Annotated in this window: 22 protein-coding genes, 2 tRNA genes and 1 pseudogene; 18 read left to right on the plus strand and 7 right to left on the minus strand. The window is 68.2% G+C overall.

What is annotated here, in order from left to right:
• The 6 genes from recF to ACWFR4_RS13275 all read left to right on the plus strand — a co-directional run bounded on the left by recF (position 1) and on the right by ACWFR4_RS13275 (position 7,647).
• Entirely contained in the window at positions 1-1,125 is a 1,125-nt protein-coding gene (gene recF / locus ACWFR4_RS13250; RefSeq protein WP_453461191.1) for a DNA replication/repair protein RecF, read from the plus strand.
• Positions 1,122-1,664, plus strand: a complete 543-nt coding sequence (locus ACWFR4_RS13255) for a DUF721 domain-containing protein (protein ID WP_326712088.1) — start codon at positions 1,122-1,124, stop codon at positions 1,662-1,664. Before recF ends, ACWFR4_RS13255 begins: the two co-directional genes overlap by 4 nt.
• A gap of 273 nt (positions 1,665-1,937) precedes the next feature.
• Positions 1,938-4,037 (plus strand): DNA topoisomerase (ATP-hydrolyzing) subunit B, encoded by a 2,100-nt coding sequence (gene gyrB, locus ACWFR4_RS13260; protein WP_453652376.1) that lies wholly within the window; start codon positions 1,938-1,940, stop codon positions 4,035-4,037.
• A 42-nt stretch (positions 4,038-4,079) separates the two neighbouring features.
• A complete protein-coding gene (gene gyrA, locus ACWFR4_RS13265) occupies positions 4,080-6,701 on the plus strand; it encodes a DNA gyrase subunit A (RefSeq protein WP_453652378.1) in 2,622 nt (873 codons plus the stop codon).
• An 18-nt stretch (positions 6,702-6,719) separates the two neighbouring features.
• Complete coding sequence (locus ACWFR4_RS13270) at positions 6,720-7,382, plus strand: DUF3566 domain-containing protein (RefSeq protein WP_453461182.1); 663 nt, start codon at positions 6,720-6,722, stop codon at positions 7,380-7,382.
• A gap of 191 nt (positions 7,383-7,573) precedes the next feature.
• Positions 7,574-7,647, plus strand: a tRNA-Ile gene (locus ACWFR4_RS13275).
• Positions 7,648-7,968: 321 nt separating this feature from the next.
• Here the strand turns inward: ACWFR4_RS13275 and ACWFR4_RS13280 are convergent.
• Positions 7,969-8,146 (minus strand): annotated as a pseudogene (locus ACWFR4_RS13280) (site-specific integrase); the annotation flags it as partial.
• Between the two features lie 62 nt (positions 8,147-8,208).
• Here ACWFR4_RS13280 and ACWFR4_RS13285 point away from each other — a divergent pair.
• Positions 8,209-9,006: a maleylpyruvate isomerase family mycothiol-dependent enzyme gene (locus ACWFR4_RS13285; protein ID WP_453461179.1), complete on the plus strand. Its 798-nt coding sequence runs from the start codon at positions 8,209-8,211 to the stop codon at positions 9,004-9,006.
• 793 nt (positions 9,007-9,799) lie between these two features.
• Here the strand turns inward: ACWFR4_RS13285 and ACWFR4_RS13290 are convergent.
• Complete coding sequence (locus ACWFR4_RS13290; RefSeq protein WP_453461176.1) at positions 9,800-10,138, minus strand: DUF6344 domain-containing protein; 339 nt, start codon at positions 10,136-10,138, stop codon at positions 9,800-9,802.
• Between the two features lie 315 nt (positions 10,139-10,453).
• On the opposite strand from ACWFR4_RS13290, the gene ACWFR4_RS13295 reads away from it, so the two are divergent.
• Positions 10,454-10,582: a DLW-39 family protein gene (locus tag ACWFR4_RS13295; RefSeq protein WP_003999697.1), complete on the plus strand. Its 129-nt coding sequence runs from the start codon at positions 10,454-10,456 to the stop codon at positions 10,580-10,582.
• A gap of 216 nt (positions 10,583-10,798) precedes the next feature.
• Positions 10,799-12,247, plus strand: a complete 1,449-nt coding sequence (locus tag ACWFR4_RS13300) for a hypothetical protein (RefSeq protein ID WP_453652380.1) — start codon at positions 10,799-10,801, stop codon at positions 12,245-12,247.
• An 18-nt stretch (positions 12,248-12,265) separates the two neighbouring features.
• On the opposite strand, the gene ACWFR4_RS13305 is transcribed toward ACWFR4_RS13300, so the two are convergent.
• On the minus strand, positions 12,266-14,005 hold the full coding sequence (locus ACWFR4_RS13305; RefSeq protein ID WP_453652382.1) for a serine/threonine-protein kinase: 1,740 nt from the start codon (positions 14,003-14,005) through the stop codon (positions 12,266-12,268).
• Between the two features lie 121 nt (positions 14,006-14,126).
• The gene (locus ACWFR4_RS13310; protein WP_453461169.1) at positions 14,127-14,675 is read right to left on the minus strand and encodes a DNA-binding protein; all 549 of its coding nucleotides are present in this window, start codon (positions 14,673-14,675) and stop codon (positions 14,127-14,129) included.
• A 182-nt stretch (positions 14,676-14,857) separates the two neighbouring features.
• On the opposite strand from ACWFR4_RS13310, the gene ACWFR4_RS13315 reads away from it, so the two are divergent.
• Positions 14,858-14,930, plus strand: a tRNA-Ala gene (locus tag ACWFR4_RS13315).
• A gap of 83 nt (positions 14,931-15,013) precedes the next feature.
• Here ACWFR4_RS13315 and ACWFR4_RS13320 read toward each other — a convergent pair.
• A complete protein-coding gene (locus ACWFR4_RS13320) occupies positions 15,014-15,721 on the minus strand; it encodes a DUF5324 family protein (protein ID WP_453459444.1) in 708 nt (235 codons plus the stop codon).
• Positions 15,722-16,038: 317 nt separating this feature from the next.
• On the opposite strand from ACWFR4_RS13320, the gene ACWFR4_RS13325 reads away from it, so the two are divergent.
• Together ACWFR4_RS13325 and ACWFR4_RS13330 are read left to right on the plus strand one after the other, a co-directional pair.
• On the plus strand, positions 16,039-16,566 hold the full coding sequence (locus ACWFR4_RS13325; protein WP_266562263.1) for a peptidylprolyl isomerase: 528 nt from the start codon (positions 16,039-16,041) through the stop codon (positions 16,564-16,566).
• Positions 16,567-16,682: 116 nt separating this feature from the next.
• Positions 16,683-17,567 carry a rhomboid family intramembrane serine protease gene (locus ACWFR4_RS13330; protein WP_453459441.1) on the plus strand — a complete coding sequence of 295 codons (885 nt, stop codon included), beginning with the start codon at positions 16,683-16,685 and terminating at the stop codon, positions 17,565-17,567.
• Between the two features lie 243 nt (positions 17,568-17,810).
• On the opposite strand, the gene crgA is transcribed toward ACWFR4_RS13330, so the two are convergent.
• Entirely contained in the window at positions 17,811-18,068 is a 258-nt protein-coding gene (gene crgA / locus ACWFR4_RS13335; protein ID WP_116512061.1) for a cell division protein CrgA, read from the minus strand.
• 141 nt (positions 18,069-18,209) lie between these two features.
• On the opposite strand from crgA, the gene ACWFR4_RS13340 reads away from it, so the two are divergent.
• From ACWFR4_RS13340 to ACWFR4_RS13365, 6 genes are all read left to right on the plus strand, one after another.
• Positions 18,210-18,992 (plus strand): DUF881 domain-containing protein, encoded by a 783-nt coding sequence (locus ACWFR4_RS13340; RefSeq protein ID WP_453652384.1) that lies wholly within the window; start codon positions 18,210-18,212, stop codon positions 18,990-18,992.
• Positions 18,993-19,008: 16 nt separating this feature from the next.
• Entirely contained in the window at positions 19,009-19,755 is a 747-nt protein-coding gene (locus ACWFR4_RS13345) for a class E sortase (protein ID WP_453652386.1), read from the plus strand.
• A 31-nt stretch (positions 19,756-19,786) separates the two neighbouring features.
• On the plus strand, positions 19,787-19,945 hold the full coding sequence (locus tag ACWFR4_RS13350; RefSeq protein WP_389487602.1) for a hypothetical protein: 159 nt from the start codon (positions 19,787-19,789) through the stop codon (positions 19,943-19,945).
• Positions 19,945-20,595 (plus strand): aminodeoxychorismate/anthranilate synthase component II, encoded by a 651-nt coding sequence (locus ACWFR4_RS13355; protein ID WP_453459433.1) that lies wholly within the window; start codon positions 19,945-19,947, stop codon positions 20,593-20,595. The genes ACWFR4_RS13350 and ACWFR4_RS13355 overlap by 1 nt, the downstream gene beginning before the upstream one ends.
• On the plus strand, positions 20,592-21,953 hold the full coding sequence (locus ACWFR4_RS13360) for a class E sortase (RefSeq protein ID WP_453652388.1): 1,362 nt from the start codon (positions 20,592-20,594) through the stop codon (positions 21,951-21,953). Before ACWFR4_RS13355 ends, ACWFR4_RS13360 begins: the two co-directional genes overlap by 4 nt.
• Before the next feature lie 63 nt (positions 21,954-22,016).
• Entirely contained in the window at positions 22,017-22,745 is a 729-nt protein-coding gene (locus tag ACWFR4_RS13365) for a class E sortase (RefSeq protein ID WP_453459427.1), read from the plus strand.
• 129 nt (positions 22,746-22,874) lie between these two features.
• Here ACWFR4_RS13365 and pknB read toward each other — a convergent pair whose 3' ends face one another.
• Positions 22,875-24,875: a Stk1 family PASTA domain-containing Ser/Thr kinase gene (pknB, locus tag ACWFR4_RS13370; protein ID WP_453652390.1), complete on the minus strand. Its 2,001-nt coding sequence runs from the start codon at positions 24,873-24,875 to the stop codon at positions 22,875-22,877.
• Positions 24,876-24,932 lie beyond the last annotated feature (57 nt).

Genomic DNA, 24,932 nt, shown 5'->3' on the forward strand with positions numbered 1-24,932 from the left:
ATGCACGTGACGCATCTGTCGCTGGCCGACTTCCGCTCGTACGCCCGGGTCGAGGTCCCTCTCGAACCGGGCGTCACCGCGTTCGTGGGCCCGAACGGGCAGGGCAAGACCAACCTCGTCGAGGCCGTCGGCTATCTCGCCACCCTTGGCAGCCACCGGGTCTCCTCGGACGCGCCGCTGGTCCGCATGGGCGCCGAGCGCGCCATCGTCCGGGCCACGGTCCGGCAGGGCGAGCGCCAGCAACTCATCGAGCTCGAACTCAACCCGGGCAAGGCGAACCGCGCCAGGATCAACCGGTCCTCGCAGGTCAGACCCCGTGATGTGCTCGGCATCGTGCGCACGGTCCTGTTCGCGCCGGAGGATCTTGCGCTCGTCAAGGGCGACCCCGGTGAGCGCCGCCGCTTCCTCGACGAGCTGATCACGGCCCGCTCCCCGCGCATGGCCGGTGTCCGGTCCGACTACGACCGTGTACTCAAGCAGCGCAACACGCTCCTCAAGTCGGCCGCGCTCGCCCGCAGGCACGGCGGCCGGTCCATGGATCTGTCGACCCTCGACGTGTGGGACCAGCACCTCGCGCGCGTAGGCGCCGAGCTGCTCGCGCAGCGGTTCGACCTGATAGCCACGCTCCAGCCGCTCGCCGACAAGGCGTACGAACAGCTGGCGCCCGGCGGCGGGCCGCTCGCCCTGGAGTACAAGCCGTCCTCGCCCGAAATCGACGGCCACGCGCGCGAAGAGCTCTACGAGCAGCTGATGGCCGCCCTCGAAGCGGCCCGCAAACAGGAGATCGAGCGGGGCGTGACCCTCGTCGGACCGCACCGCGACGACCTGGTCCTCAGGCTCGGCCAGTTGCCGGCGAAGGGGTACGCCAGCCATGGCGAGTCCTGGTCGTACGCGCTGGCGCTGCGCCTGGCCTCGTACGACCTGCTGCGGGCCGAGGGGAACGAGCCGGTGCTCGTGCTCGACGACGTCTTCGCGGAGCTTGACGCACGGCGCAGGGAACGCCTCGCCGAGCTGGTCGCCCCCGGCGAGCAGGTCCTGGTGACGGCCGCGGTGGACGACGACGTGCCGGGCGTCCTGGCGGGCACGCGGTACGCGGTGTCCGAGGGCACGGTGGAGCGAGTATGAGCGAGAACACATCCGGCGACGTCCCGCCGAAGGCCCCCGAGCCGTCCGGCGTCGACCTCGCGCGCGTGGCCCTGCGGGCCGCGAAGGAACAGGCACGCGCGCGTGGAGTGGCCGACCAGCAGAAGAAGCAGGCCCGGCGCGGCGGCGGACTGAGGTCCGGGGCGCGTGCTGATGGCCGCGACCCGGTCGCCTTCGGCGCGGCGATCAACCGGCTGATCACCGAGCGCGGCTGGGAGGCGCCGGCCGCCGTCGGCGGTGTCATGGGCCGCTGGCCGGAGATCGTGGGCGAGGACCTCGCCAGGCACTCCGAGCCCCTGAAGTACGACGAGGACGAGCGTGTCCTGACCGTCCAGTGCGACTCGACGGCCTGGGCGATGCAGCTGCGGTACCTGGCTCCGACGCTGGTGGCGCGGCTCAACGAGGACCTCGGGCACGGCACCGTACGGCTCCTGAAGATCCTTGGGCCCAACGGCCCCGCCCGCCGCTTCGGCCCCCTGCGCGCCCCCGGAAGCAAGGGCCCCGGCGACACCTACGGGTGAGTCCGGAGAGCCGCCGACCGGGCGTTGACACCCGGTTGACGCCCGGAAGCGCTGAGTGCCGCTGTGAGCCTCTTGGAGCCCCGGGACGCATATGGGGAGTCGGCAGAGGCCGGTTCAGGGCGGCACATGCGGACTCAGGTACCGGCAAACCCCCATCACTGTCAGCGCTACCGGTAGACTGAGAGTTAATCCCGCCCCACTTGTGGGACACCGAGCAACGCTGACTATCGCTGAACGACGCAGCCGCTCCGGCCACCGCCGGGAGCTTGGCTTGTGCTGTGCCAGAAAGGGCGCTTCGTGGCCGATTCCGGCAACCCCAACGAGAACATCCCGTCCACCGCCGCCGACGCTGTCGGCGAGGCCCCCGCGGAGGCGAATCAGTCCTCCGGCGAGGTGACCTCGGCGTACGACGCCAGCGCCATCACAGTCCTCGAGGGTCTGGACGCGGTCCGCAAGCGGCCCGGCATGTACATCGGCTCGACCGGTGAGCGCGGCCTTCACCACCTCGTCTACGAGGTGGTCGACAACTCCGTCGACGAGGCGCTGGCCGGGCACGCGGACACCATCGACGTGACGATCCTTGCCGACGGTGGCGTACGCGTCATCGACAACGGCCGCGGTATCCCCGTGGACATCGTCCCGTCCGAGAAGAAGCCGGCTGTCGAGGTCGTGCTGACCGTGCTGCACGCCGGCGGCAAGTTCGGCGGCGGCGGATACGCCGTCTCCGGTGGTCTGCACGGCGTCGGTGTGTCCGTGGTGAACGCGCTGTCGCAGAAGGTCTCCGTCGAGGTCAAGCGCGACGGCTACCGCTGGACGCAGGACTACAAGCTCGGTGTGCCGACGGCGCCCCTGGCCCGTAACGAGGCCACGGACGACTCCGGTACGACGGTCACCTTCTGGGCCGACGGCGACATCTTCGAGACGACGGAGTACTCCTTCGAGACGCTGTCGCGGCGTCTGCAGGAGATGGCGTTCCTCAACAAGGGTTTGACCATCAAACTCACTGATGAGCGCGAGTCGGCGAAGGCCACGGCCGGCGCGGACACCGCCGAGGGCGCGGACGAGGCCGAGGCCGTCCGCACGGTGACGTACCACTACGAAGGCGGCATCGTCGACTTCGTGAAGTACCTCAACTCCCGCAAGGGCGAGGTCATCCACCCGACCGTCATCGACATCGAGGCCGAGGACAAGGAGAGGCTCCTCTCCCTCGAGGTCGCGATGCAGTGGAACAACGGCTACAGCGAGGGCGTGTACTCCTTCGCCAACACCATCCACACGCACGAGGGCGGCACGCACGAAGAGGGCTTCCGGGCCGCGCTCACCGGTCTCATCAACCGGTACGCGCGCGATAAGAAGCTGCTGCGCGAGAAGGACGACAACCTCACGGGCGATGACATCCGCGAGGGTCTGACCGCGATCATCTCGGTCAAGCTGGGCGAGCCGCAGTTCGAGGGCCAGACCAAGACCAAGCTGGGCAACACCGAGGCGAAGACCTACGTCCAGAAGGTCGTGCACGAGCACCTCACGGACTGGCTGGACCGCAATCCGAACGAGGCCGCGGACATCATCCGCAAGTCCATCCAGGCGGCCACCGCGCGCGTGGCGGCCCGCAAGGCCCGCGACCTGACGCGCCGCAAGGGCCTCCTGGAGACGGCGTCGCTGCCGGGCAAGCTTTCCGACTGCCAGTCGAACGACCCCACCAAGTGCGAGATCTTCATCGTCGAGGGTGACTCCGCCGGCGGCTCGGCCAAGTCCGGCCGCAACCCGCAGTACCAGGCCATCCTGCCCATCCGAGGCAAGATCCTGAACGTCGAGAAGGCGCGGATCGACAAGATCCTGCAGAACCAGGAGATCCAGGCGCTGATCTCCGCCTTCGGCACCGGAGTCCACGAGGACTTCGGCATCGAGAAGCTCCGCTATCACAAGATCATCCTGATGGCGGACGCCGACGTCGACGGCCAGCACATCAACACCCTGCTGCTGACCTTCCTGTTCCGCTTCATGCGGCCCCTCGTCGAGGCCGGCTACGTGTTCCTCTCACGCCCCCCGCTCTACAAGATCAAGTGGGGTCGCGAGGACTTCGAGTACGCGTACTCGGACCGCGAGCGCGACGCCCTGATCGAGCTCGGCCGCCAGCAGGGCAAGCGGATCCGCGAGGACTCCATCCAGCGCTTCAAGGGTCTCGGCGAGATGAACGCCGAGGAGCTGCGCATCACCACGATGGACGTCGAGCACCGTGTGCTCGGCCAGGTCACTCTCGACGACGCGGCCCAGGCGGACGACCTGTTCTCCGTCCTGATGGGCGAGGACGTCGAGGCGCGCCGCTCGTTCATCCAGCGCAACGCCAAGGACGTCCGGTTCCTCGACATCTGAGTCGGTCTCAGCTGACCGCATCAGAAAGGATCTTCACCAGCAATGACCGACGAGAACATGCCCCCCACGCCTGAAGAAGGCGTCGAGATCACCGCGAGTGTCGAGACCGAGGAGTTCGTTCAGCGCATCGAGCCCGTCGGGCTCGAGACCGAGATGCAGCGCTCGTACCTCGACTACGCGATGTCCGTCATCGTGTCGCGCGCGCTGCCCGACGTACGGGACGGCCTCAAGCCCGTCCACCGCCGCGTCCTCTACGCGATGTACGACGGCGGCTACCGGCCCGAGAAGGGCTTCTACAAGTGCGCCCGCGTCGTCGGCGACGTCATGGGCAACTACCACCCGCACGGCGACTCCTCGATCTACGACGCCCTGGTCCGCCTGGCGCAGCCGTGGTCGATGCGTATGCCGCTGGTGGACTCGAACGGAAACTTCGGCTCCCCGGGCAACGACCCCGCGGCCGCCATGCGCTACACCGAGTGCAAGATGGCGCCGCTGTCCATGGAGATGGTCCGTGACATCGACGAGGAGACCGTCGACTTCACGGACAACTACGACGGCCGCTCCCAGGAGCCGACCGTCCTGCCGGCCCGCTTCCCGAACCTGCTGATCAACGGCTCGGCGGGCATCGCGGTCGGCATGGCCACCAACATCCCGCCGCACAACCTGCGCGAGGTCGCCTCCGGCGCCCAGTGGTACCTGGAGAACCCGGAGGCCTCGCACGAGGAGCTCCTGGACGCGCTCATCGAGCGCATCAAGGGCCCGGACTTCCCGACCGGCGCCCTGGTCGTGGGCCGCAAGGGCATCGAGGAGGCGTACCGCACGGGCCGTGGCTCCATCACGATGCGCGCGGTCGTCGAGGTCGAGGAGATCCAGAACCGCCAGTGCCTGGTGGTCACCGAACTCCCGTACCAGGTCAACCCGGACAACCTCGCCCAGAAGATCGCCGACCTGGTGAAGGACGGCCGCGTCGGCGGCATCGCTGACGTCCGCGACGAGACCTCGTCGCGCACCGGCCAGCGCCTCGTCATCGTCCTGAAGCGCGACGCCGTCGCCAAGGTTGTCCTGAACAACCTCTACAAGCACACCGACCTCCAGACGAACTTCGGCGCCAACATGCTGGCGCTCGTCGACGGCGTGCCGCGCACCCTCTCCCTGGACGCCTTCATCCGCCACTGGGTGAGCCACCAGGTCGAGGTCATCGTCCGCCGTACGAAGTTCCGCCTGCGCAAGGCCGAGGAGCGCGCCCACATCCTGCGCGGCCTCCTGAAGGCCCTGGACGCCATCGACGAGGTCATCGCGCTCATCCGGCGCAGTGACACCGTCGAGATCGCCCGCGAGGGCCTGATGGGCCTCCTGGAGATCGACGAGATCCAGGCCAACGCGATCCTCGAGATGCAGCTGCGCCGACTGGCCGCCCTGGAGCGCCAGAAGATCGTCGCCGAGCACGACGAACTGCAGATCAAGATCAACGAGTACAACGCGATCCTGGCCTCGCCGGAGCGCCAGCGCCAGATCATCAGCCAGGAACTCGGGGCGATCGTCGAGAAGTTCGGCGACGACCGGCGCTCCAAGCTGGTGCCCTTCGACGGCGACATGTCCATGGAGGACCTGATCGCCGAAGAGGACATCGTCGTCACCATCTCGCGCGGCGGCTACGTCAAGCGCACCAAGACGGTCGACTACCGCTCGCAGAAGCGCGGCGGCAAGGGCGTACGCGGCACGAAGCTCAAGGAAGACGACATCGTCGACCACTTCTTCGTGTCGACGACGCACCACTGGCTGCTGTTCTTCACGAACAAGGGCCGCGTCTACCGCGCGAAGGCGTACGAGCTCCCGGACGCCGGCCGTGACGCTCGCGGCCAGCACGTGGCCAACCTGCTGGCCTTCCAGCCGGACGAGTCGATCGCCGAGATCCTCGCGATCCGCGACTACGAAGCGGCCCCCTATCTGGTCCTCGCCACAAAGGGCGGCCTCGTAAAGAAGACCCCGCTCAAGGACTACGACTCGCCCCGCTCGGGCGGTGTCATCGCCATCAACCTTCGCGAGACGGAGGACGGTTCCGACGATGAGCTGATCGGCGCCGAGCTGGTCTCCGCCGAGGACGACCTGCTGCTCATCAGCAAGAAGGCGCAGTCCATCCGCTTCACCGCCACGGACGACGCGCTGCGCCCGATGGGCCGTGCCACATCCGGTGTGAAGGGCATGAGTTTCCGCGAAGGCGACCAGCTGCTCTCGATGAATGTCGTCCGGCCGGGTACGTTCGTGTTCACCGCCACCGACGGCGGGTACGCGAAGCGGACCGCCGTCGACGAGTACCGCGTCCAGGGCCGCGGTGGCCTTGGTATCAAGGCCGCCAAGATCGTGGAGGACCGCGGTTCGCTCGTCGGCGCGCTGGTGACCGAGGAGACGGACGAGATCCTCGCCATCACGCTGTCGGGCGGTGTGATTCGTACGCGAGTCAACGAGGTCAGGGAGACGGGCCGTGACACCATGGGCGTCCAACTGATCAACCTGGGCAAGCGCGATGCCGTGGTCGGTATCGCTCGTAACGCCGAGGCCGGTCGTGAGGCGGAGGAGGTCGACGGTGACGTCATCGTCGACGAGTCCGCCGAGGTCGAGACGGCTGTCGAAACGGACGAGGGCACACAGCCCACGGCCGAGTAGCGCGAGGAGTGAGTCATCGTGAGCGGAGCCACGGGCGCCGGATCGACCGGCACGGAATCGGACGGCGGCCGTGGCCCCGCCACTGACTCGAACGACTCGCACGAGTCTCATGGATCCCAGGGGGGAACTGTGACGGACACCCGAGGTCCGCAGACGCAGCAGTACGCGGCCGACACGGACGGGGCGCTGCCCGGGGAGAGGCAGCAGCCTCCGCAGCCCTCGCAGCCGTACCACCCGCCGCAGGCGTACCAGGCCGCTCCGCCGACCGGAGCGGTCCGCAGGCCGCGCACGGGGGCCCGCACGATGCCTCGTACGCGCAAGGCGCGCCTGAGGGTCGCCAAGGCCGATCCATGGTCGGTGATGAAGGTCAGCTTCCTGCTCTCCATCGCGCTCGGCATCTGCACGATCGTCGCGGCCGCGGTGCTGTGGATGGTCATGGACGCCATGGGCGTCTTCTCCACCGTGGGCGGCACGATCTCCGAGGCCACGGGCTCGAACGAGTCCAACGGCTTCGACCTCCAGTCGTTCCTGTCGCTACCGCGCGTCCTGATCTTCACGTCGATCATCGCGGTCATCGACGTCGTCCTGGCGACGGCTCTGGCCACGCTCGGCGCGTTCATCTACAACCTCTCCGCGGGCTTCGTGGGCGGCGTCGAGCTGACCCTCGCCGAGGACGAGTAACAGCCGAGCAGTAGCCGAGCAGCAGCCGCTTGAGTCGCTGCGACACATGTGGAGCGCATTCCCTGACGGGGGTGCGCTCCACAGGCGTTTTGGCCGGTGGGGCGGGGTCCCGGGTATCGATTTTGGGACTGGCCGGGTCGTGCGCTAATCTTCAGAGGTCAGCGCGCGGGACACACACCGCAAAGCGCGGCGGGGCTATAGCTCAGTTGGTTAGAGCGCATCCCTGATAAGGATGAGGCCACAGGTTCAAATCCTGTTAGCCCCACATGCGAAAAGACCCCCAGCCGATCACGGCTGGGGGTCTTTGACATCTACGGCTGACATCAGCCGCGGGGTTGTGGTGCGGTTGAGCCCGAGTAGGGACTGTGGCGGGGGCCATGACTGATCAAAGTGGAGTCGACAGAAGTCATTGCGATGATGACGATCCCTTCGAACGCGGGAAGCTGAACGGGGCCTTCTTGGGTTGGATCCTTCTCGCCGGGCTCTTGATGTGCGTGATCGCTGTGGCGTGGTGGACGTGGGCCTTCGCCCAGCGGACTCCCTACTAGCTGTCTCGCCGGTCGGCAGCCGGTCATCCTCAGCTGGCTCAGCCGATGAGCGGATCTTCCAGAAGCTCCGCCAGCAAGGCGACGGCTTCCCGTTCGTCCGAGCGCACCACGTGTGTAGACATCCATGGTCAGGCTGATCTGGCTGTGCCGCAGGACCGCTTGCGCCACCTTGGGATGGACCTTGAGGAAGGCGAGCGGGGTGCCGCAAGTGTGCCGCTCGCCGCCTCGGCTGTGAAAATTACTGTCCGATTGTCGGAACACGGTGGTAGAGAGTCCATGTGACAACGACACTTACCTTCCCCGTTCTGTTGCGACTGATCGACGAACGGTCGACTGCCTTCCGCGCCGCGGTCGCCTCCGCGCCCAGCCTCGACGTGCAGGTGCCGACCTGCCCCGAGTGGACGCTGTTCGATCTGGCGCAGCACATCGGCGAGGGGCGCCGCGCCTGGGCCGCCACCGTCGCCGCAGGGCCTGCTCCGGCCAAGTCCGCAGCGGAGGGCGCCCCGGCTGCGCCTCGGGAGCGCGAGGCCCTGCTGGCCTGGTTGGCGGAGTCCACGGAGCAACTGCTGGACGCATTGCGGGAGGCCGGCCCGGATCGCGGTTGCTGGACGTGGTGGGGTGCGTCCCAGTCGCCGCAGACCTGTGGCGCCGTCGCCCGGCACCAGCTCCAGCAGATCGCGGTCCACACCTACGACGCCCAGGTCACTGTGGGTGCCCCGGAGCCGCTGCCGGATGAGGTGGCACTCGACGGTGTCGAGGAGTTCCTGTCCACCTGCGTCGCAACGACGAGTGCCTGGCCGCACAAGCCCACTGCCTTCGACTTCCACGCCACCGAGGGCCACTCCTGGCGCCTCACGGTCGACGGCGACGGCGCACGCTCCACCCGTATCTCCGCGCCCGGCACGACGCCTGTCGCCGCTGCCGACGAGGGCCCGGACGCGGCTGGCGTCTCCGTTCGCGGCACGGCCAGTGAGCTGGTTCTCTTCGTGTACGACCGTATCCCGGCGGACTCCCGGCAGATCGAGGGAGACGCAGGTTTGTTCGACCTGCTCCGCGCGTGGGACCCGGAGGAGTAGGACGGGTGCTGTAGAGCGGCTAAGTAAGCCTTGTCAAGACTGCATGCGGCGTCTGACACCAGCGGCTGACACCAACAAGCACGAACCGCAGCGGTCAGCGCCGGACCTCAGTGAACGATCGACCAAGGCGCAAGGGCCGTTGGCCGACGTTGACAGACCCCCGTGATCGACCCGATAAGGATGAGGCCACAGGTTCAAATCCTGTTGGCCCCACAAGACAGAAACCCTCAACCCATCGTGGTTGGGGGTTTTGGCGTCTCTGGGGGCGGCGAGGCAGGGCCGTTGTCCGTGGGCGCACGCCGAGAAGACCCTCAGCCTGTGGTGGCCGGGGTCGTGAAAGGTCGAGGGCGCGGGGAGCGCGGTCAATCGGTGTCGTGCTGTCGCGGTCCAGCGGTGGGGCGCTTTGCCTGCGGTTGGTGTGGTCTGGATCTGGAGTGCGGCCGGCAGGTTCGGGGCGTGGCTGCGCTGATGAAGCGCTGCCTGGTGCCGCCGCCGTGTCTCTGCGGTGCCGCATTGCAGTGGTGCGGGTGGTGCGTTGGTCTGTGGTGCTCGTACTCGTACTGGCGGCTGAGCGGCGCTGTCGGCTTGGGCCGATGAACCGTGCTGCCGGACGTTCTCTGCGGTGGAGCCTGCCGGTGGTACCTGTCGGTCTTCCTCACCGGCTGTTCTTGCGGTGGAGCTTTTGCTGCGGAGGGTCTGCCGCGGTTCTCCAGGGCCGGCCTTCTTGCCGTTGCCGCTTTCGTCACCGCTGCTGTCACTGCTGGTGGAGCTTCGTCTTTACGTACTGCTGTTGCTACGACTGCGAGTGGAGCGCGTTGATTCCTGCCGCGGTCTCTTCGAACTCGTTCCCGGACTCCGTGTCGGTCGGCGGGCGGTGGCGGCCGCTGGGGGAGGAACCGTGGGCCTCGGCGCGGATGCGCTGCTTCATTGTGGGAGGCAGGGACCGTTTGAAGGCCCAGGGGGCCCGGACGGCGGTAGCGGCGGGGGTGCTCACCCTCGCGTTGCGGGTGCCCTCCGTCTGCTGTACGGGCGCGGCCGCGGCGGCCGGGGACGTGAGACCCATAGCGGTCAGCACCGCGAGGAAGGCGGTGATGAGGACGGTCCACAGCTTGATGACCTTGTTGGTGGCCATGATCCCTCACTTTCGGGTTGGGCGATTTGCGTACTTTCCTCATGATGTGTATGCGGGCTCCGGAGTGGGGGACCGACGCCCGTGGCGCGTCGATGTTCAGATGAACACCACTCGGATGGGCGCAATCGACCTGTAAGGCCATCAATCACGCTGGATGTCACATTCTGCGAAGTGTGATCGGAGCTCCGTGATCCGGTTCGACTGGTCGTCGGGGTGCGGGAGTTGGGCCCGGGTGCAGGTCACCGATCGGTATCGGTCGGTGTGTATAGTCGGGCGCCAGAGGTCCCCTACGTCAAAGAAAGACGAGGTCGCGCGGTGAAGAAGCTTCTCCTGGTCGCACTGGCCGCCATCGGCGGGCTCCTCGTGTACCGCCAGATCCAGGCGGATCGCGCCGAGCAGGATCTGTGGACGGAGGCGACTGACTCCGTGCCCACGGGTTCGTGAGTATCGACGACAGTCTCTTCAGGGCCCCGATCGCGTGAGTGGTCGGGGCTTTGTGCTGTCCGGGGTGAGGTTGAGCGTGAGACTGCTCTGGGTCATTTATTCGCTTAAGTAAATTATTCGCTTGCTTTGGTGAATGCTGGTGGGGCGCAGGGGGCCCTGGCGGCAGGATGGTCGTCCGGCGATGAGGCGATGGCGGGGGCGACGGAGGGGCGCGTGATGAGTCGGCGCGTAGGGCGGCGCCTGGTGGGGCGCGGGCGTGGACGGCCGGTGTCGGCGCTGTCGGCGCTCAGGGCGGCGATGTGTGCGGTGGTCGTGCAGGTCGCGGTGGTGGCGCTGCCCGGGATCGCGGCAGCGCAGGGCTCGGCTCCGTACGTCTTCGCACAGGGGGCAAAGACCGTCCAGGGTGCGGTGACCAGCACGGATGCGGCGGAGCTCAAGGCCGGGGAGACGTATCGGAGCTCCATCGAGGCGGGGGTGAAGGCCACCGGGCTCGGCAGTGGGTCGGGCGCGAAGGGAGCGGCCGGCACGCGTTATTACCGCGTCGACCTGGACAGCTCCTCCGATACGTATGCCTCGGCGGTGGCGGTGCCGAAGGTCGGAGCGGACGTGAAAGTGGCGTTCAACGACAGCATTTCCGTGACCCTGCAGGATCGGCAGGGCAATCGCTGTGACTCCGAGGTGGCGGCGTTCCGCTCCGCCGAGTACCCGAGACCGATAGCCGCCACCGCGGAACGGGTCGTACGGGAGGGCGGCGGGCGCTGCCAGGATGCGGGCACGTATTACGTGGTCGTCGCGCGCAAGACTGCGCCGGATTCCACGCGGGAGCGCTGGGACCTGGAGTTGAGGGTCTCCTCGGAGCCCGCGCTCAAGTCGCCGCCCGCCACCACCGAGCCCGGGGCGTGGTCGTCGGCTTCGCCGCGGCCGCCTGCCGGAATCCCTTCCGAACGCCGGGGCGGCACGGGCTTCAACGACGCGCAGAGCCTGCGCCAAGGCGTGTGGAAGGACCGGATCCGCCCAGGGCAGACGCTCTTCTACCGTGTGCCGCTGGACTGGGGACAGCAGCTCTTCACCGAGGCCGAGCTGGACACTTCGGCGGGGGACGCACAGCGTAAGGGCTTTGTGCCGAGCGCATTGAGTGTGGCGCTGTACAACCCGGCGCGGACGCCGGTCACTTCGAAGGACGCCTCGTACGGAGGGGAGCCCTCCGTGGCGGCCCTGGACTCCCTGCCTCCGGTCGCCTTCGAGAACCGCTATCTGTCACGCGCGGACGAAGCGGGCGTGCGGTTCGCCGGCTGGTACTACCTGAAGGTCTCCCTCACGCCGGAGATGAAGGGGACCTTCGGGAACAAGGAGTCCGGGCTGACGCTCCGTCTGACGGTTCATGGGGACGCGGTGTCCGCGCCCGCGTATGTGCGGGATCCGGGCGCGTTCCAGGTCACGGACGCGGACCGGGCCGCCGCTGAGAGCGGGTCCGCGCAGGGCGGAGGCTCCTCGTTGCCCTCGGCGGGAGGCCAGGTCGGCGGTCAGGCGGGGCAGGGCGGGTCCGGTCGGACGAACCGCATGAGGGTCGTCGGGATCGCCGGGATCGGCACGGGGTCCGTGCTGGTGCTGGGGCTCGGCGTATGGACGTACGTCGCCCGCCGGCGGGCACCCGCTGGTTGGTAGGCGGGGCGTCAGGCTTTCTCAGGCCTGGGTCAGCGCCCAGATGCCCACCGCGAAACTGACCAAGGCAACGAACAGCACCGGGATCGCCACCTTCGCGGGCGGTCCCGGCCGCCGTTTCCGCACCCGCCGATGAGGGGTCGGGTTCGGGGCCGTGCCGCCGGGATTCGGGTGGCCGACGAATGGAACCTGAACGATCTGGGCGGTGTACGTAGAGATAGAGGCGGGCTGAGCGGGCGCCGGAGCAGGGCCTGGAGCTGGAGCGGCGTGGGAGCGCTGCGTGGCGGGGGTCGTGGCCGGAGTGTGAGGGGAGGGCTCGTGGGGGTGCGGGCGAGCGGGTGGGGCTGGTGGTGGTGCTTGTGGTGCCGTGAGACGGGGGTGTGGACGGGCGGTGTACTCAGGAGTGTCGGGAGCGGTGGTGGGGGTGATCGGCCGCGGCTCGAGTGGGGTTTGCGCGAGTGGCTGTGCGGGGGGTTGCGCGGGAGGGGGCGGCGGCAGGTGGAAGCTGCCGGTCTCGGACATGCTGGTGCCGGACAGTCCGGCACCCGACAGGGTGGTCTCGGGCGCGGCGGTTCCGGGCGGGGTGGTCCCGGGCGTGATGCTCGTCCCGCGCATGCCGGTCTGCGACGTGGTGGAGGCCGGCCCCGGGGGCGCGGGGGTGGTGGGCCTTGGGACGGAGGGGTCTGCCGGTGGGGCGTCCGGCACCGCGGGTGCATACAGCGGGGGCGGAGGTGGCGGCGCCGGTGTCGGGAGCTCCGTGGGGAGTGCTGACAGGGCCTCTCCTGGCACGGGCGCGGGCCTCAGGGTCGTGGACCGGCCGGTCGTGCCATGGTTCCGGTTCAGGTCGTGTACGAGGCCGGGGGCGACCGCCCGGGAGGTCGTGGTCGGGCCATCCGGGGCGAACCCCGGTGGGAGCGAGCCGAGTTGGTCGAAGACCTCGACCAGTTCGTCGTCGGGTCCGGGCTCGGGAAGCAGTTCGGAGGCCGCCAGGAGGGCCTTGCGCGCGCCTGTCGCGGTTCGGAAGCGCGCTTCGGGATCAGGCTGCAGCAGACCGGCCACGACGGTCCACAGAGGGCCGGGAATGCCCTGGGGCGCGCCAGGGGTGCCGTGGTCGGTGAAGTGCTCGATCAGTGCCCTGGAGTCGGGCCGGGCGCCCTGGAGCAGATACAAGGCGACGAGACCGACGGCGAACAGGTCTGCCGGGAAGTCCGGCTCACCGCCCATTGCCTGTTCGGGGGCGAAGTAGCCGGGCGTTCCCACCACATAGTCGGTCTCTGTGAGCCGGGGCTCGCCCTTGCGCATCGCGATGCCGAAGTCCGAGAGGCGCAGATGAGGCCGGGCGGTGCCGGTCGCCTCCAGAAGGATGTTGGCGGGCTTGATGTCGCGGTGCACGACCCCCTCCGCGTGCACTGCGGTGAGGCCGGCCAGGAGCTGATCCAGGAGCAGGCACACGAAGGACGGTGGCAGGGGCCCGTAGTCACCGATCAGATGCGCCAGCGAGCCGCCGGCGACGAGGTCCATGGTGAACAGGACCTTGTCGTCGTCCGCTGCCCAGCTGGCAGGGGCGAGGACGTGGGGGTGGTCGATCCGCAGTGCCTGTTCGCGCACGAAGCGGAGCAGGGTGTGGGCATCGCTCTGCAGCAGGACCTTGGCGGCCACATATCTGCGGCGCCGGTGGTCCCAGGCGCGCCATACGGCGCCTGTGCCCCCGCGACCGATCGGGTCGGCCAGTTCGTAGCGTCCGGCGAAGACCTCACCCATCGTGGTGCGTCGCTCCCCCCTCGGCCGACACACGACGCGTCCGACCGCTCGGATGGTCCCGCGGCCCAGGACCGGCCGCGGGACTCGCGGCCGGCCCGATGTCGCTACCGTTCGGCCGGGATCAGCTCTGGTGCGCCTGATAGTGGGTTACGGCGTCGGAGGTGCGCCCGGCGCCGTAGACCCGGAGGAACTCTGCCAGTTCCGGGTGGCTCGGGGCGAGGGTGTCCGCCGCATCGATGATGTCCCCGGCCGCGGAGACGGAGCGCAGCAGCGACTGGATCTCGCGGACCACGCGCTTGACCGTGGGTGCGCCCGAACTGGTTGTTGTCTGTGCGGTGTTGGTGAGCACCGAGCCCCCCTGTGACTTCTTGATCTCGTCCATACGCTCGGTGGCCTCGGCGGCGCTGACGCTTCCGTCGGCGACCTGACCCGCCAGATCCTGGAGCAGCTGGACACGCTGGACGACGGCCGGATTGCCTATCTTCGCGCGCTGACCGCTCATCAGCTGGGACAACATGGGCGCGGACAGACCGAGAATCCCCGCGAGCCTGGCCTGATTGAGGCCCAGATCATCGATGAGGCGACGGAAGAGCGCCCCCAGCGGCTCTCCGTACCAGTTTCGCTGGAGCTCCCGGGCTCTTGCGGTAGCTTCCTGCTGTGCGGCGTCCATTGCGTCTCCCCATCGCTTCCCCAAATACGGCGGTTCGCTGCCGCGAACCACGTGGGGCATCTTACGGAGAGTGGTCGTGGACCGGGACCCCCAATCCTTTTGCGAGATCCGGGGGGTGACCCGGTACTCTGGTCTGCGATGCGCACCGGATCGCACTTCTTCCGGTTCGACGCATCATTTCCGGGGCCTTAGCTCAGTTGGTAGAGCGCTGTCTTTGCATGGCAGATGTCAGGGGTTCGACTCCCCTAGGCTCCACAGGTTCCACGTGAAACACGTGAACGCAGTAGGGCGGGAGACCAGTGGTCTCCCGCCCTACTGCGTTACTGCTCGTTCGAGGCTCAGCCGCGGTCGTTGCGGTCGGTGGCGTCCGTCTCCGCTTCGGTCTGCTTGGCCTGGACCTCGGGGTCGAGGGCGTTCTGGCCGCTGCCGTCCGCCGATGACAGGGGGGTGGTGTCCGGGACCTCGGTCGCGGCCGGCGGTTCCACCAGCCAGTCCGGGTTGGCCTGCTTGTCCCACCACTTCCAGGCGGCGTAGGCGCCCCCGGCGAGGATGCCGACGATGAGCAATCCCTTGGCGACACGTCCTGCCCGGGCCCGCCGTTCGTGCTTGCGGGCGAGCTTCTTGATCTCCTTCGGCGAGACCTGTCCGCGCAGGGCGGCGAGTGCCGCGATACCGCGGGCGGTCGCCTCCTCGCGGACGGGCTGGGCGGCGGCGACGGCCTGCTCGATCCGCGGCCTGGCGTAGACGGCGGCCTGGCGTGCGGCCTTCCGGGTGCGGAGGGCTGCCTCCTGCGCGGCCTGGTCGACCTTCGGCGGCACATGGGCGCGGGCCTGTTCAAGATGCGGCGCGAGGTACGTGTCGTACTGGTCGCGGGTTTGTTGCGCAGCCTGCGACACCACGGGCGCGAGCCGTACGCGCGCTTCTTGCGCATACAGTGCGGCCCGGTCCTTGGCCGTCTCGGCGTAGGGCGCCACCACTTCCGCGGCGTGCAGCACGCTGTCCTTCGCCGAGCCGGTCGCGGCGCGCACGCTGTCGATGCGGGTCACGGGATCCTCCTCCTCGGTGGCGTACAGGTTTTCACCTTTCCACCCTTTTTCGGATCATGCCTGCCGGACGGCAGTGGGGCATGCGAGGGCGAGCATTCGGGGCATAAGCCAGCCTCCTTTGGACGTACTGAGGCGCTCCAGGCAATAGCTGATCAATACGGTGCAATGGGGGCTTGCGGACGACAATGCCACGGATCGCCGTACGACGCGCCTCGTCGATGGCGACTCGGCCGGAAATTCTGCGGCTGCCGCCGGGCGACGGGTCTGCGGGGGCGTGCGAGGATCGGATCGTCACAGAAGGCAACGGAAGGCAGATCGTGGCTGAGCAGCTCTACGCCACCCTGAAGACCAACCAAGGCGACATCGAAGTCCGGCTGCTGCCGAACCACGCGCCCAAGACGGTCAAGAACTTCGTCGAGCTCGCTCGGGGCGAGCGGGAGTGGACCAACCCGGAGACGGGCGAGAAGTCCACTGACAAGCTCTACGACGGCACGGTCTTCCACCGGGTGATCAGCGGTTTCATGATTCAGGGCGGTGACCCGCTGGGGAACGGCACGGGCGGCCCCGGCTACCAGTTCGGGGACGAGTTCCACCCTGACCTGGCCTTCGACAAGCCGTACCTGCTGGCCATGGCGAACGCCGGCCCGGGCACCAACGGCTCCCAGTTCTTCATCACGGTGTCGCCGACGGCCTGGCTGACCCGTAAGCACACGATTTTCGGCGAGGTCGTCGACGAGGCCAGCCAGAAGGTCGTGGACACCATCGCGACCGCGCAGACCAACCCGCGTACGGACCGTCCGGTCAACGACGTGGTCATCGAATCGGTCGTCGTCGAGACCCGCTGACGCGAACCGGGCCGACGCGACCGGGCCGACGGGAACCAATCCGCCCCGCTCATCCGTAAGGATGGGCGGGGCCATGTGTTGATCGCGCGCGTTTCGTTCGTACGAGGGGATTTCCGATGGATCAGGTGCCGGGCAGTCCGCAGGACGCGCAGGGTCCGCCCCACTGCTACCGGCACCCCGACCGCGAGACCGGGATCCGCTGCGCCCGCTGTGACAAGCCCATCTGCCCGGACTGCATGGTCAGCGCCTCGGTGGGCTTCCAGTGCCCGGACTGCGTGCGGGGAGGTTCCGGTACGGGGCAGGGTCCGGCGGCCAGCCGGCCGAGGACGATCACGGGCGGCACGATCGCAGCCGATCCGCGCCTGGTCACGAAGATCCTGATCGGGATCAACGTGGCGGTCTTCATCGCGGTCCATGTGTGGGACCGGCTGCTCTCCGACTTCGTTCTGATCGGGGCGTGGCCTCCCGCGCCCTACGTCCCGAACCAGGGCGTGGCCGGTGGCGAGTGGTATCGCCTGGTGACGTCGATGTTCACGCACCAGGAGGTGTGGCACATCGCGTTCAACATGCTGGGCCTGTGGTGGCTCGGCGGCCCGCTGGAGGCGGCGCTCGGCAGGGCCCGTTACATCGCGCTGTACATGGTCTCGGGGCTGGCCGGCAGTGCGCTGACCTACGCGATCGCGGGGCCGAGCGAACAGTCCCTCGGTGCGTCCGGGGCCGTCTTCGGACTCATGGGCGCGACCGCGGTGCTGGTGCGGCGCCTCAACTACGACATGCGCCCCGTCATCGGCCTGCTCGCGCTGAACCTGCTCTTCACGTTCACGTGGGGAAACATCGCCTGGCAGGCCCACGTCGGCGGTCTCGTCGCCGGTGTGGTCGTCGGGTACGCGATGGTCCACGCCCCCAGGGAGCGCCGCTCGCTGGTGCAGTACGGGACCTGTGCGCTCGTCCTCGCCGTGGTGGTCGTCACTGTGCTTGTGAGGACGTCCCAGCTCACTTGAGCTCGGTCTGTGGCCCACGTTGTCCACAGACGGTGCCGGATCCTGTGCACTCGGTGGGGAACAGGTGTGCCCCTCGTCACTGACCTGGGTTTCCCCAGCCAGGACAAGGGGCGAACATGTGGGCGAGCTGCGATGCGTCAGTCACACCGGCGTCAACACCCGGTGAGTTATCCACAGATCTTCCGACCTTTTCCCCACTGTGGAAACAGCTGTGGATAACTCAGTGGATAGCTAGGGGCAGAGCTACTTCCACTGCGTGGAAACGCCGAACCCGGCGGCGATGAAACCGAAGCCCACGACGATGTTCCAGTTGCCGAGCGCGTCCAGCGGCAGGGTGCCGTTGGTCACGTAGAAGACGACGATCCAGGCAAGCCCGATCAGGAACATCGCGAGCATCACCGGGGCTACCCACCCTCGGTTGGTCAGCTTGATATTCGCCGCCTGCTTCGACGCCGGCGGCGGCGTGTAGTCGGCCTTCTTGCGGATACGTGACTTCGGCACGAGGGTCTCTCCTGTCGATGCGCTGCGTGGCCGCGCAGGGAACGTGGGCTGGCCTCGGGCAGCGTACAAGGGGAATCTGGGCGCTCCCCCGGGCGTCCGTTAGCGTAGTGCTTCCGCGGCGCTGAAGGAGATAAGGGTACGTTGAGCAATTCTGCCGACTCCCAGGGTGAGCCCCCCGTCGGGGGCCGCCCCCGTGCGCGCCTGCGACCCGTGCGGATTCTGACGGTGGCCGTGTTCGCCCTGGCCGGGCTGATCTTCTTCACCAGCTTCAACACCGCCAAGGGCACCAACATCCGCACGGACGCCTCGCTGCTGAAGCTCTCCGATCTCATCCAGGAGCGCAGCCACAAGAACGGCCAGCTCGAGGAGTCCAACGGCGCGATCCGCGACGACGTCGACACCCTCACCGAGCGCGGCGGCGCCGGTACCAAGGCCGAGGACGCCAAGCTGTCCGCCCTGGAGAAGGCGTCCGGCACCAAGAAACTGCGCGGGCAGGCCGTCTCGGTCACGCTCGCGGACGCCCCGCCGAACGCCACCGCGAAGCTCCCCGGCTACCCCGAACCCCAGCCGAACGACCTGGTCATCCACCAGCAGGACCTGCAGGCCGTCGTGAACGCCCTGTGGAACGGCGGCGCGCAGGGCATCAAGGTCATGGACCAGCGGCTCATCGCCACCAGCGCCGTGCGCTGCGTCGGCAACACCCTGATCCTCCAGGGCCGCGTCTACTCGCCCCCGTACAAGATCACCGCGGTCGGGGACCCGGAGAAGCTGAAGCAGGCTCTCGCCGTCTCGCCCCAGATCCAGAACTACATGCTCTACGTCAATGCCTACGGGCTCGGCTGGAAAGTCGAGGACGACGGGGCGGTGACTCTTCCCGGTTACTCGGGCACAGTGGATCTCCACTACGCGAAGCCCGTGGAGTAGCCGCCTGGGGGAGCCTGTGTCGGTCCGAGTGGTCGTCAGGACGTTCAGCGAACTGTGCGTCACGGTCGGCGCCCTGATCGTTCTGTTCGTCGCCTACGTGCTGTTCTGGACCGGCGTGAAGGCCGACAGCGCCATGGACCACCAGATCGACACCCTCCAGAACCAGTGGTCCAAGGGATCGGTGGCGGTCGAACAGCCCCGCCCGGGCCCGTCGCCGAGCCAGAGCCAGAGCGAGAACCGGAGTCCTGCCCAGGACCAGGACCAGGGCCAGCCCCAGACCCTGGCCCCCTACAAGGATGGCAAGCCCTTCGCCGTCATGTACATCCCGCGGCTCGGTTCCACGTGGAACAAACCGGTGCTCCAGGGGACGGGTGTGGACATCCTCAAGAAGGGCCTCGGCCACTACGCGGGGACGGCGCAGCTCGGGCAGAAGGGGAACTTCTCCGTCGCCGGCCACCGCCGCACCTACGGTGACCCGTTCAAGGACTTCCCCAAGCTGCGCCCCGGTGACGCGGTCGTCCTCACCGACGGCATGACCTGGTTCACGTATCGCATCGACACCAAGCCCTACAAGACGCTGCCCAGCGATGTCGCCGTCATCGACCCGGTGCCGCGCAAGTCCGGATACAAGGAGCCGGGGCGCTATCTGACACTGACCACGTGCGAGCCGGAGTGGGGTCACAGCCACCGGCTGATCGTCTGGGCGCACCTTGATGCCACCCAGCCCGCGGAGGCCGGGAAACCGGAGGCCCTGCGCCGTTAGTCTGTTGCCGTACGGCGACGGAAGGGACGGCATGTACGGCTGGATCTGGCGGCATCTGCCGGGAAACACGTGGATCAGGGCACTGATCTCGCTTCTGCTCGCCCTGGCGGTGGTCTACGTGCTGTTCCAGTACGTTTTCCCGTGGGCCGAGCCCCTGCTGCCCTTCAACGATGTGACGGTGAACAACTAGTGGGCGAGCGCAGCCGCAGCCGCATTCTCGTGGTCGACAACTACGACAGCTTCGTCTTCAACCTCGTCCAGTACCTGTATCAACTGGGCGCAGAGTGCGAAGTGCTGCGCAACGACGAGGTCGAGACGCGGCACGCGCAGGACGGCTTCGACGGCGTACTGCTGTCTCCGGGCCCGGGGGCCCCCGAACAGGCCGGTGTCTGCGTCGAGATGGTGCGTCACTGCGCGGCGACCGAGGTGCCCGTCTTCGGCGTCTGCCTCGGCATGCAGTCCATGCAGGTCGCGTACGGCGGCGTCGTGGACCGTGCCCCCGAGCTCCTGCACGGCAAGACGTCCCTGGTGCGGCACGAGGGCAAGGGCGTCTTCGCGGGCCTGCCGAACCCGTTCACGGCGACCCGCTACCACTCGCTCGCCGCCGAACCGGACACGGTCCCCGACGAACTCGAGGTCACCGCGCGCACCGAGGACGGCATCATCATGGGCCTGCGCCACCGCGAACTGCCCGTCGAGGGCGTGCAGTTCCACCCCGAGTCCGTCCTCACGGAACACGGTCACCTGATGCTGGCCAATTGGCTGGCCGCCTGCGGCGACAAGACCGCGGTGGCACGATCGGCCGGGCTCGCCCCGGTCGTGGGCAGGGCCTCGGCGTGACCGCCCTGCGCCCCGAGCGCGAGGGAGCCTCGTACGAGCAGGAACCGTACGAGGCTGCCGGTGCGTTCGAGGCGGCCGTTCAGAGTCTCGACGACCCACTGAACGATCCACTGCCCGGGCAGCACCCCTCGCCCTGGTTCCGCGCCACGGACGAGTCCGAGGAGCCCCAGCCGTACCCTCAACACCAACCGCACGCTCAACAGCCGCTCCAGGCCCAGCCGTCGCCCCAGCCGGAGCAGGAGTGGTACGACCCGCAGGGCTACGCGCAGGACTGGTACGGCGGCGAACAGCAGACCCCACAGACCTCGCAGGCACCGCAGCCGCAGGTACAGCAGGCGCCGCAGCCCGCGTACGTGCCGCCCGTCAGCGAGTACGAGGCGAGACCGCCGCGGCCCGTCCCGGACGACGAGACGGTGGCCCTGCGCACCGCGGACACCCGGCGAATAGTCGAACCCGGCACAGACGCAGACGCGTATACCGACACCGACACCGACACCGCCTCCGAGTCCGACTCCGGCACGCCTGGGCGCTCCGCCGCCGCGCCCGTGGTGACCGGTGGCCGGGCCGCGCGCAGGAAGGCCGCCAAGCACGGCGGCAGGCACTCGGCGGCGGCCGCGCAGACCCCGGAGCCCGCCTCCCCGCCGCGCAGCCGCCTGGAGGCGCGCAGGGCCGCGAGGGCGAGCAAGCCCAGTACCGGCGAGGTCGCCAGCCGGGCGATCGGCGAAACGTTCATCACCATCGGCGTGCTGATGCTGCTCTTCGTCACGTACCAGCTGTGGTGGTCGAACATCCGGGCCCACCAGCAGGCGGGCAGCGCGGCGCACCACCTCCAGGACGACTGGGCGAACGGCAAACGCGAGCCGGACAAGTTCGCGCCCGGCCAGGGCTTCGCGATCATGCACATCCCGAAGCTGGACGTCGTCGTGCCGATCGCCGAGGGCATCAGCAAGACGAAGGTCCTGGACCACGGCATGGTGGGCCACTACGGCAAGGACAGCATCGAGACGGCGATGCCGAGCGCCAAGACCGGCAACTTCGCGGTCGCCGGGCACCGCAATACGCACGGCGAACCGTTCCGCTACATCAACCGGCTTCAGCCGGGCGATCCGATCGTCGTCGAGACGCAGGACACGTACTACGTGTACAAGATGACGAGCATCCTTCCGCAGACCCCGCCGAGCAACACGACAGTCATCAATCCGATCCCGCAGGGCTCCGGGTTCACAGCTCCGGGCCGGTACATCACGCTGACCACGTGCACGCCGGAATTCACCAGTACGTATCGAATGATCGTCTGGGGCAAGATGGTCGAGGAACGGCCGCGCAGCAAGGGGAAGCCGGACGCGCTCGTGCAGTAGCGGGGCATACGGCAAGCAGCAAGTAACAGGCGCAGGTTCAGGGACAGGGACGGGGCACAAGCAGTGGCAGCGACGACCGACCACGACGAGCGGGCCGGCGAGGCGCCGCCCGCGCCACGACGCGGCCGTGGCCGCATCGCCGGCGCCGTCAGTCTCTTCGGTGAACTCCTCATCACGGCGGGCCTGGTCCTCGGCCTTTTCGTCGCCTACTCGTTGTGGTGGACTAACGTGGTCGCGGACCGCGCCGCGCACAAGCAGGGTGACAAGGTGCGCGACCAGTGGGCCGACCATGGCCCCGGCGCGCTCGACACCAAGAACGGCATCGGCTTCCTGCGCGTGCCGTCGATGAAGAACGGTGAGGTGCTCGTCGAGAAGGGCACCTCGTCGAAGATCCTCAACGACGGGGTCGCCGGCTACTACACCGACCCGGTCAAGTCCGCGCTGCCGACAGCCGCGAAGGGCAACTTCACGCTCGCCGCGCACCGGGACGGGCACGGGGCGAAGTTCCACAACATCGACAAGATCAAGAAGGGTGACCCGATCGTCTTCGAGTCGAAGGACAAGTGGTACGTCTACAAGGTGTACGACATCCTCCCCGAGACGTCGAAGTACAACGTGAAGGTCCTCGCCCCGGTCCCCAAGGAGTCGGGTGTGAAGAAGCCCGGCCGCTACATCACGCTGACGACGTGCACGCCCGTCTACACGTCCATGTACCGCTATGTGGTGTGGGGCGAGCTGGAGCGGATCGACAAGGTCGACAGCGATCGGACGCCTCCGCCGGAGCTGCGCTGACGGCACGACCGCCAAAGGCAAGGCCCCCCGAACCACCGCACGAAAGAACCACCGCACGAAAACCCCCGAACGAAAGAACCCCGGCACCGCGTCTGCGGTGCCGGGGTTCTTTCATGACATGGAGGGCGCCTACTGGCGGCCGGTGACGCCTCCGAAGATCCCGCCGCCGCCGTTGTCCCCGCCACCGTTCTGGTTGTTCGGCGGGGTGGTGAGCAGGGTGACCGTGTCGCCCTTGTTCACCGGCGAGTTGGGGCCGGGCTGGCTGGTGACGACCGTGGCGTTCGGGTCGTTGGACGAGCCGGGCGACAGAGCCGGGACGAGACCGAGGTCCGTCAGCTGCTTCTGTACGTCCTTCAGCTTCTTGCCGGCGATGTCACCGGGCACCGTGATCTGCTGGGCCGCTTTGGCGACCTTCAGGACGACCGTGGAGCCGGGCTCGGCCTGGGTGTTGGCAGCGAGGCTCTGCGAGAACACCTTGCCGGGCTCGACCGACGCGTTCTCCTCCTCGGTGCAGGTGCCCTTGAGGTTGTTGTCGGCCAGCTGCGCCTTCGCCTCGTCGCACGTCTTGTTGGAGACGTCCGGCACGGTGGAGAGCGTCTTCTTCTTGGCGACAGTCAGGGTGACGGTGCTCCCCTTCTGTACTTCCTTGCCGGGGGTCGGGTCCTGGTCGAGGACCGTGCCTGGTTCGGCGCTGGACTCCTTCGGCTCGGTCTCGACCACGAACTGGTAGTCGTCACCCTCGAGCTTCGCCGTTGCCTCGTCGACCTGGCGGTCGATGACGTTCGGCACCGCGACCTTCGGCGCACCGGTCGACACCGTCACCGTGATGGTGTCGTTCTTGTTGACCTCGGTCCCCGCGGCCGGGCTCTGCGAGCAGATCTGGCCCTTGGGGAACTTGTCGCAGGGCTCCTTCTTCGTGGCGTCCAGCTTGAGGTGCGTGTTGTCGGCGGCGAGCTTGGCATCGGGGACCGTCTTGCCGACGAATTTGGGCGCCGCGAACGGAGCGTTGTTTCCGCTCCCGTCGCTGAACCACTTGCCGATCAGGATCGCGCCGACCAGGACGAGGACGCCCGCGAGGACGAGCAGGATCGTCGACGTACGGCTCTTGCCCTGGCTCTGGCGGCGCCGGTCGGGGCGGTCGTCGTAGCCGTAGCCGCCGTCGTCCGGATTGACCGGCGGCAGCATCGACGTCTGACCGCCGCCGTTCTGCGGGTGCAGCATCGCGGTCTGCTGGTCGTCGGGGTGGCCGCCGTAGCCGACGGCGCCCATCGCCGCGGTCGCCCCGACCGGCTGCCCGTCGAGGCACGCTTCTATGTCGGCGCGCATCTCGTCCGCGGACTGGTAGCGGTAGTCCGGGTCCTTGGTGAGGGCCTTGAGGACGATCGCGTCCATCTCGGGGGTGATCTCGGAGTCGAAGACGCTCGGCGGCTGCGGCTCCTCGCGCACGTGCTGGTACGCGACCGCGACCGGGGAGTCGCCCACGAAGGGCGGCCGCACGGTCAGCAGCTCGTAGAGGAGACAGCCCGTCGAGTAGAGGTCGGACCGCGCGTCGACCTGCTCGCCCTTGGCCTGCTCCGGGGAGAGGTACTGGGCGGTGCCGATCACGGCCGACGTCTGCGTCATCGTCATGCCGGAGTCGCCCATGGCGCGGGCGATGCCGAAGTCCATCACCTTGACCTGGCCGGTCCGCGTCAGCATGACGTTGGCCGGCTTGATGTCACGGTGGACGATGCCCGCGCGGTGCGAGTACTCGAGTGCCTGGAGGATGCCGATCGTCATCTCCATGGCACGCTCGGGCAGCAGCTTGCGCCCGGAGTGCAGCAGCTCACGCAGCGTGGATCCGTCGACGTACTCCATCACGATGTACGGGATGGAGGTCCCGTCGATGTAGTCCTCACCGGTGTCGTACACGGCGACGATCGCGGGATGGTTGAGCGAGGCGGCCGACTGGGCCTCCCGGCGGAACCGGGCCTGGAACGACGGGTCGCGCGCGAGGTCGGCGCGAAGCGTCTTCACTGCCACGGTGCGGCCGAGCCGGGTGTCATGGGCGAGATAGACCTCCGCCATGCCACCACGGCCGAGCACCTGGCCCAGCTCGTACCGGCCGCCGAGGCGACGCGGCTCTTCCATGGTTACCTACCAGCCCTCTCCGTCGGTCCCGACCGTCACCCGTGCGGGGTCGGGCGG

This window comes from Streptomyces sp. NPDC055140 (assembly GCF_053607285.1).

Coding starts and splice junctions, on each gene's coding strand:
- ACWFR4_RS13305 (WP_453652382.1), bottom strand. CDS start 14,005: ATGGGTGAGGTCTTCGCCGGACGCTACGAACTGGCCGACCCGATCGGT.
- pknB (WP_453652390.1), bottom strand. CDS start 24,875: ATGGAAGAGCCGCGTCGCCTCGGCGGCCGGTACGAGCTGGGCCAGGTG.
- gyrA (WP_453652378.1), top strand. CDS start 4,080: ATGACCGACGAGAACATGCCCCCCACGCCTGAAGAAGGCGTCGAGATC.
- ACWFR4_RS13290 (WP_453461176.1), bottom strand. CDS start 10,138: ATGGCCACCAACAAGGTCATCAAGCTGTGGACCGTCCTCATCACCGCC.
- ACWFR4_RS13255 (WP_326712088.1), top strand. CDS start 1,122: ATGAGCGAGAACACATCCGGCGACGTCCCGCCGAAGGCCCCCGAGCCG.
- ACWFR4_RS13350 (WP_389487602.1), top strand. CDS start 19,787: ATGTACGGCTGGATCTGGCGGCATCTGCCGGGAAACACGTGGATCAGG.
- ACWFR4_RS13330 (WP_453459441.1), top strand. CDS start 16,683: ATGGATCAGGTGCCGGGCAGTCCGCAGGACGCGCAGGGTCCGCCCCAC.
- ACWFR4_RS13300 (WP_453652380.1), top strand. CDS start 10,799: ATGAGTCGGCGCGTAGGGCGGCGCCTGGTGGGGCGCGGGCGTGGACGG.
- recF (WP_453461191.1), top strand. CDS start 1: ATGCACGTGACGCATCTGTCGCTGGCCGACTTCCGCTCGTACGCCCGG.
- ACWFR4_RS13310 (WP_453461169.1), bottom strand. CDS start 14,675: ATGGACGCCGCACAGCAGGAAGCTACCGCAAGAGCCCGGGAGCTCCAG.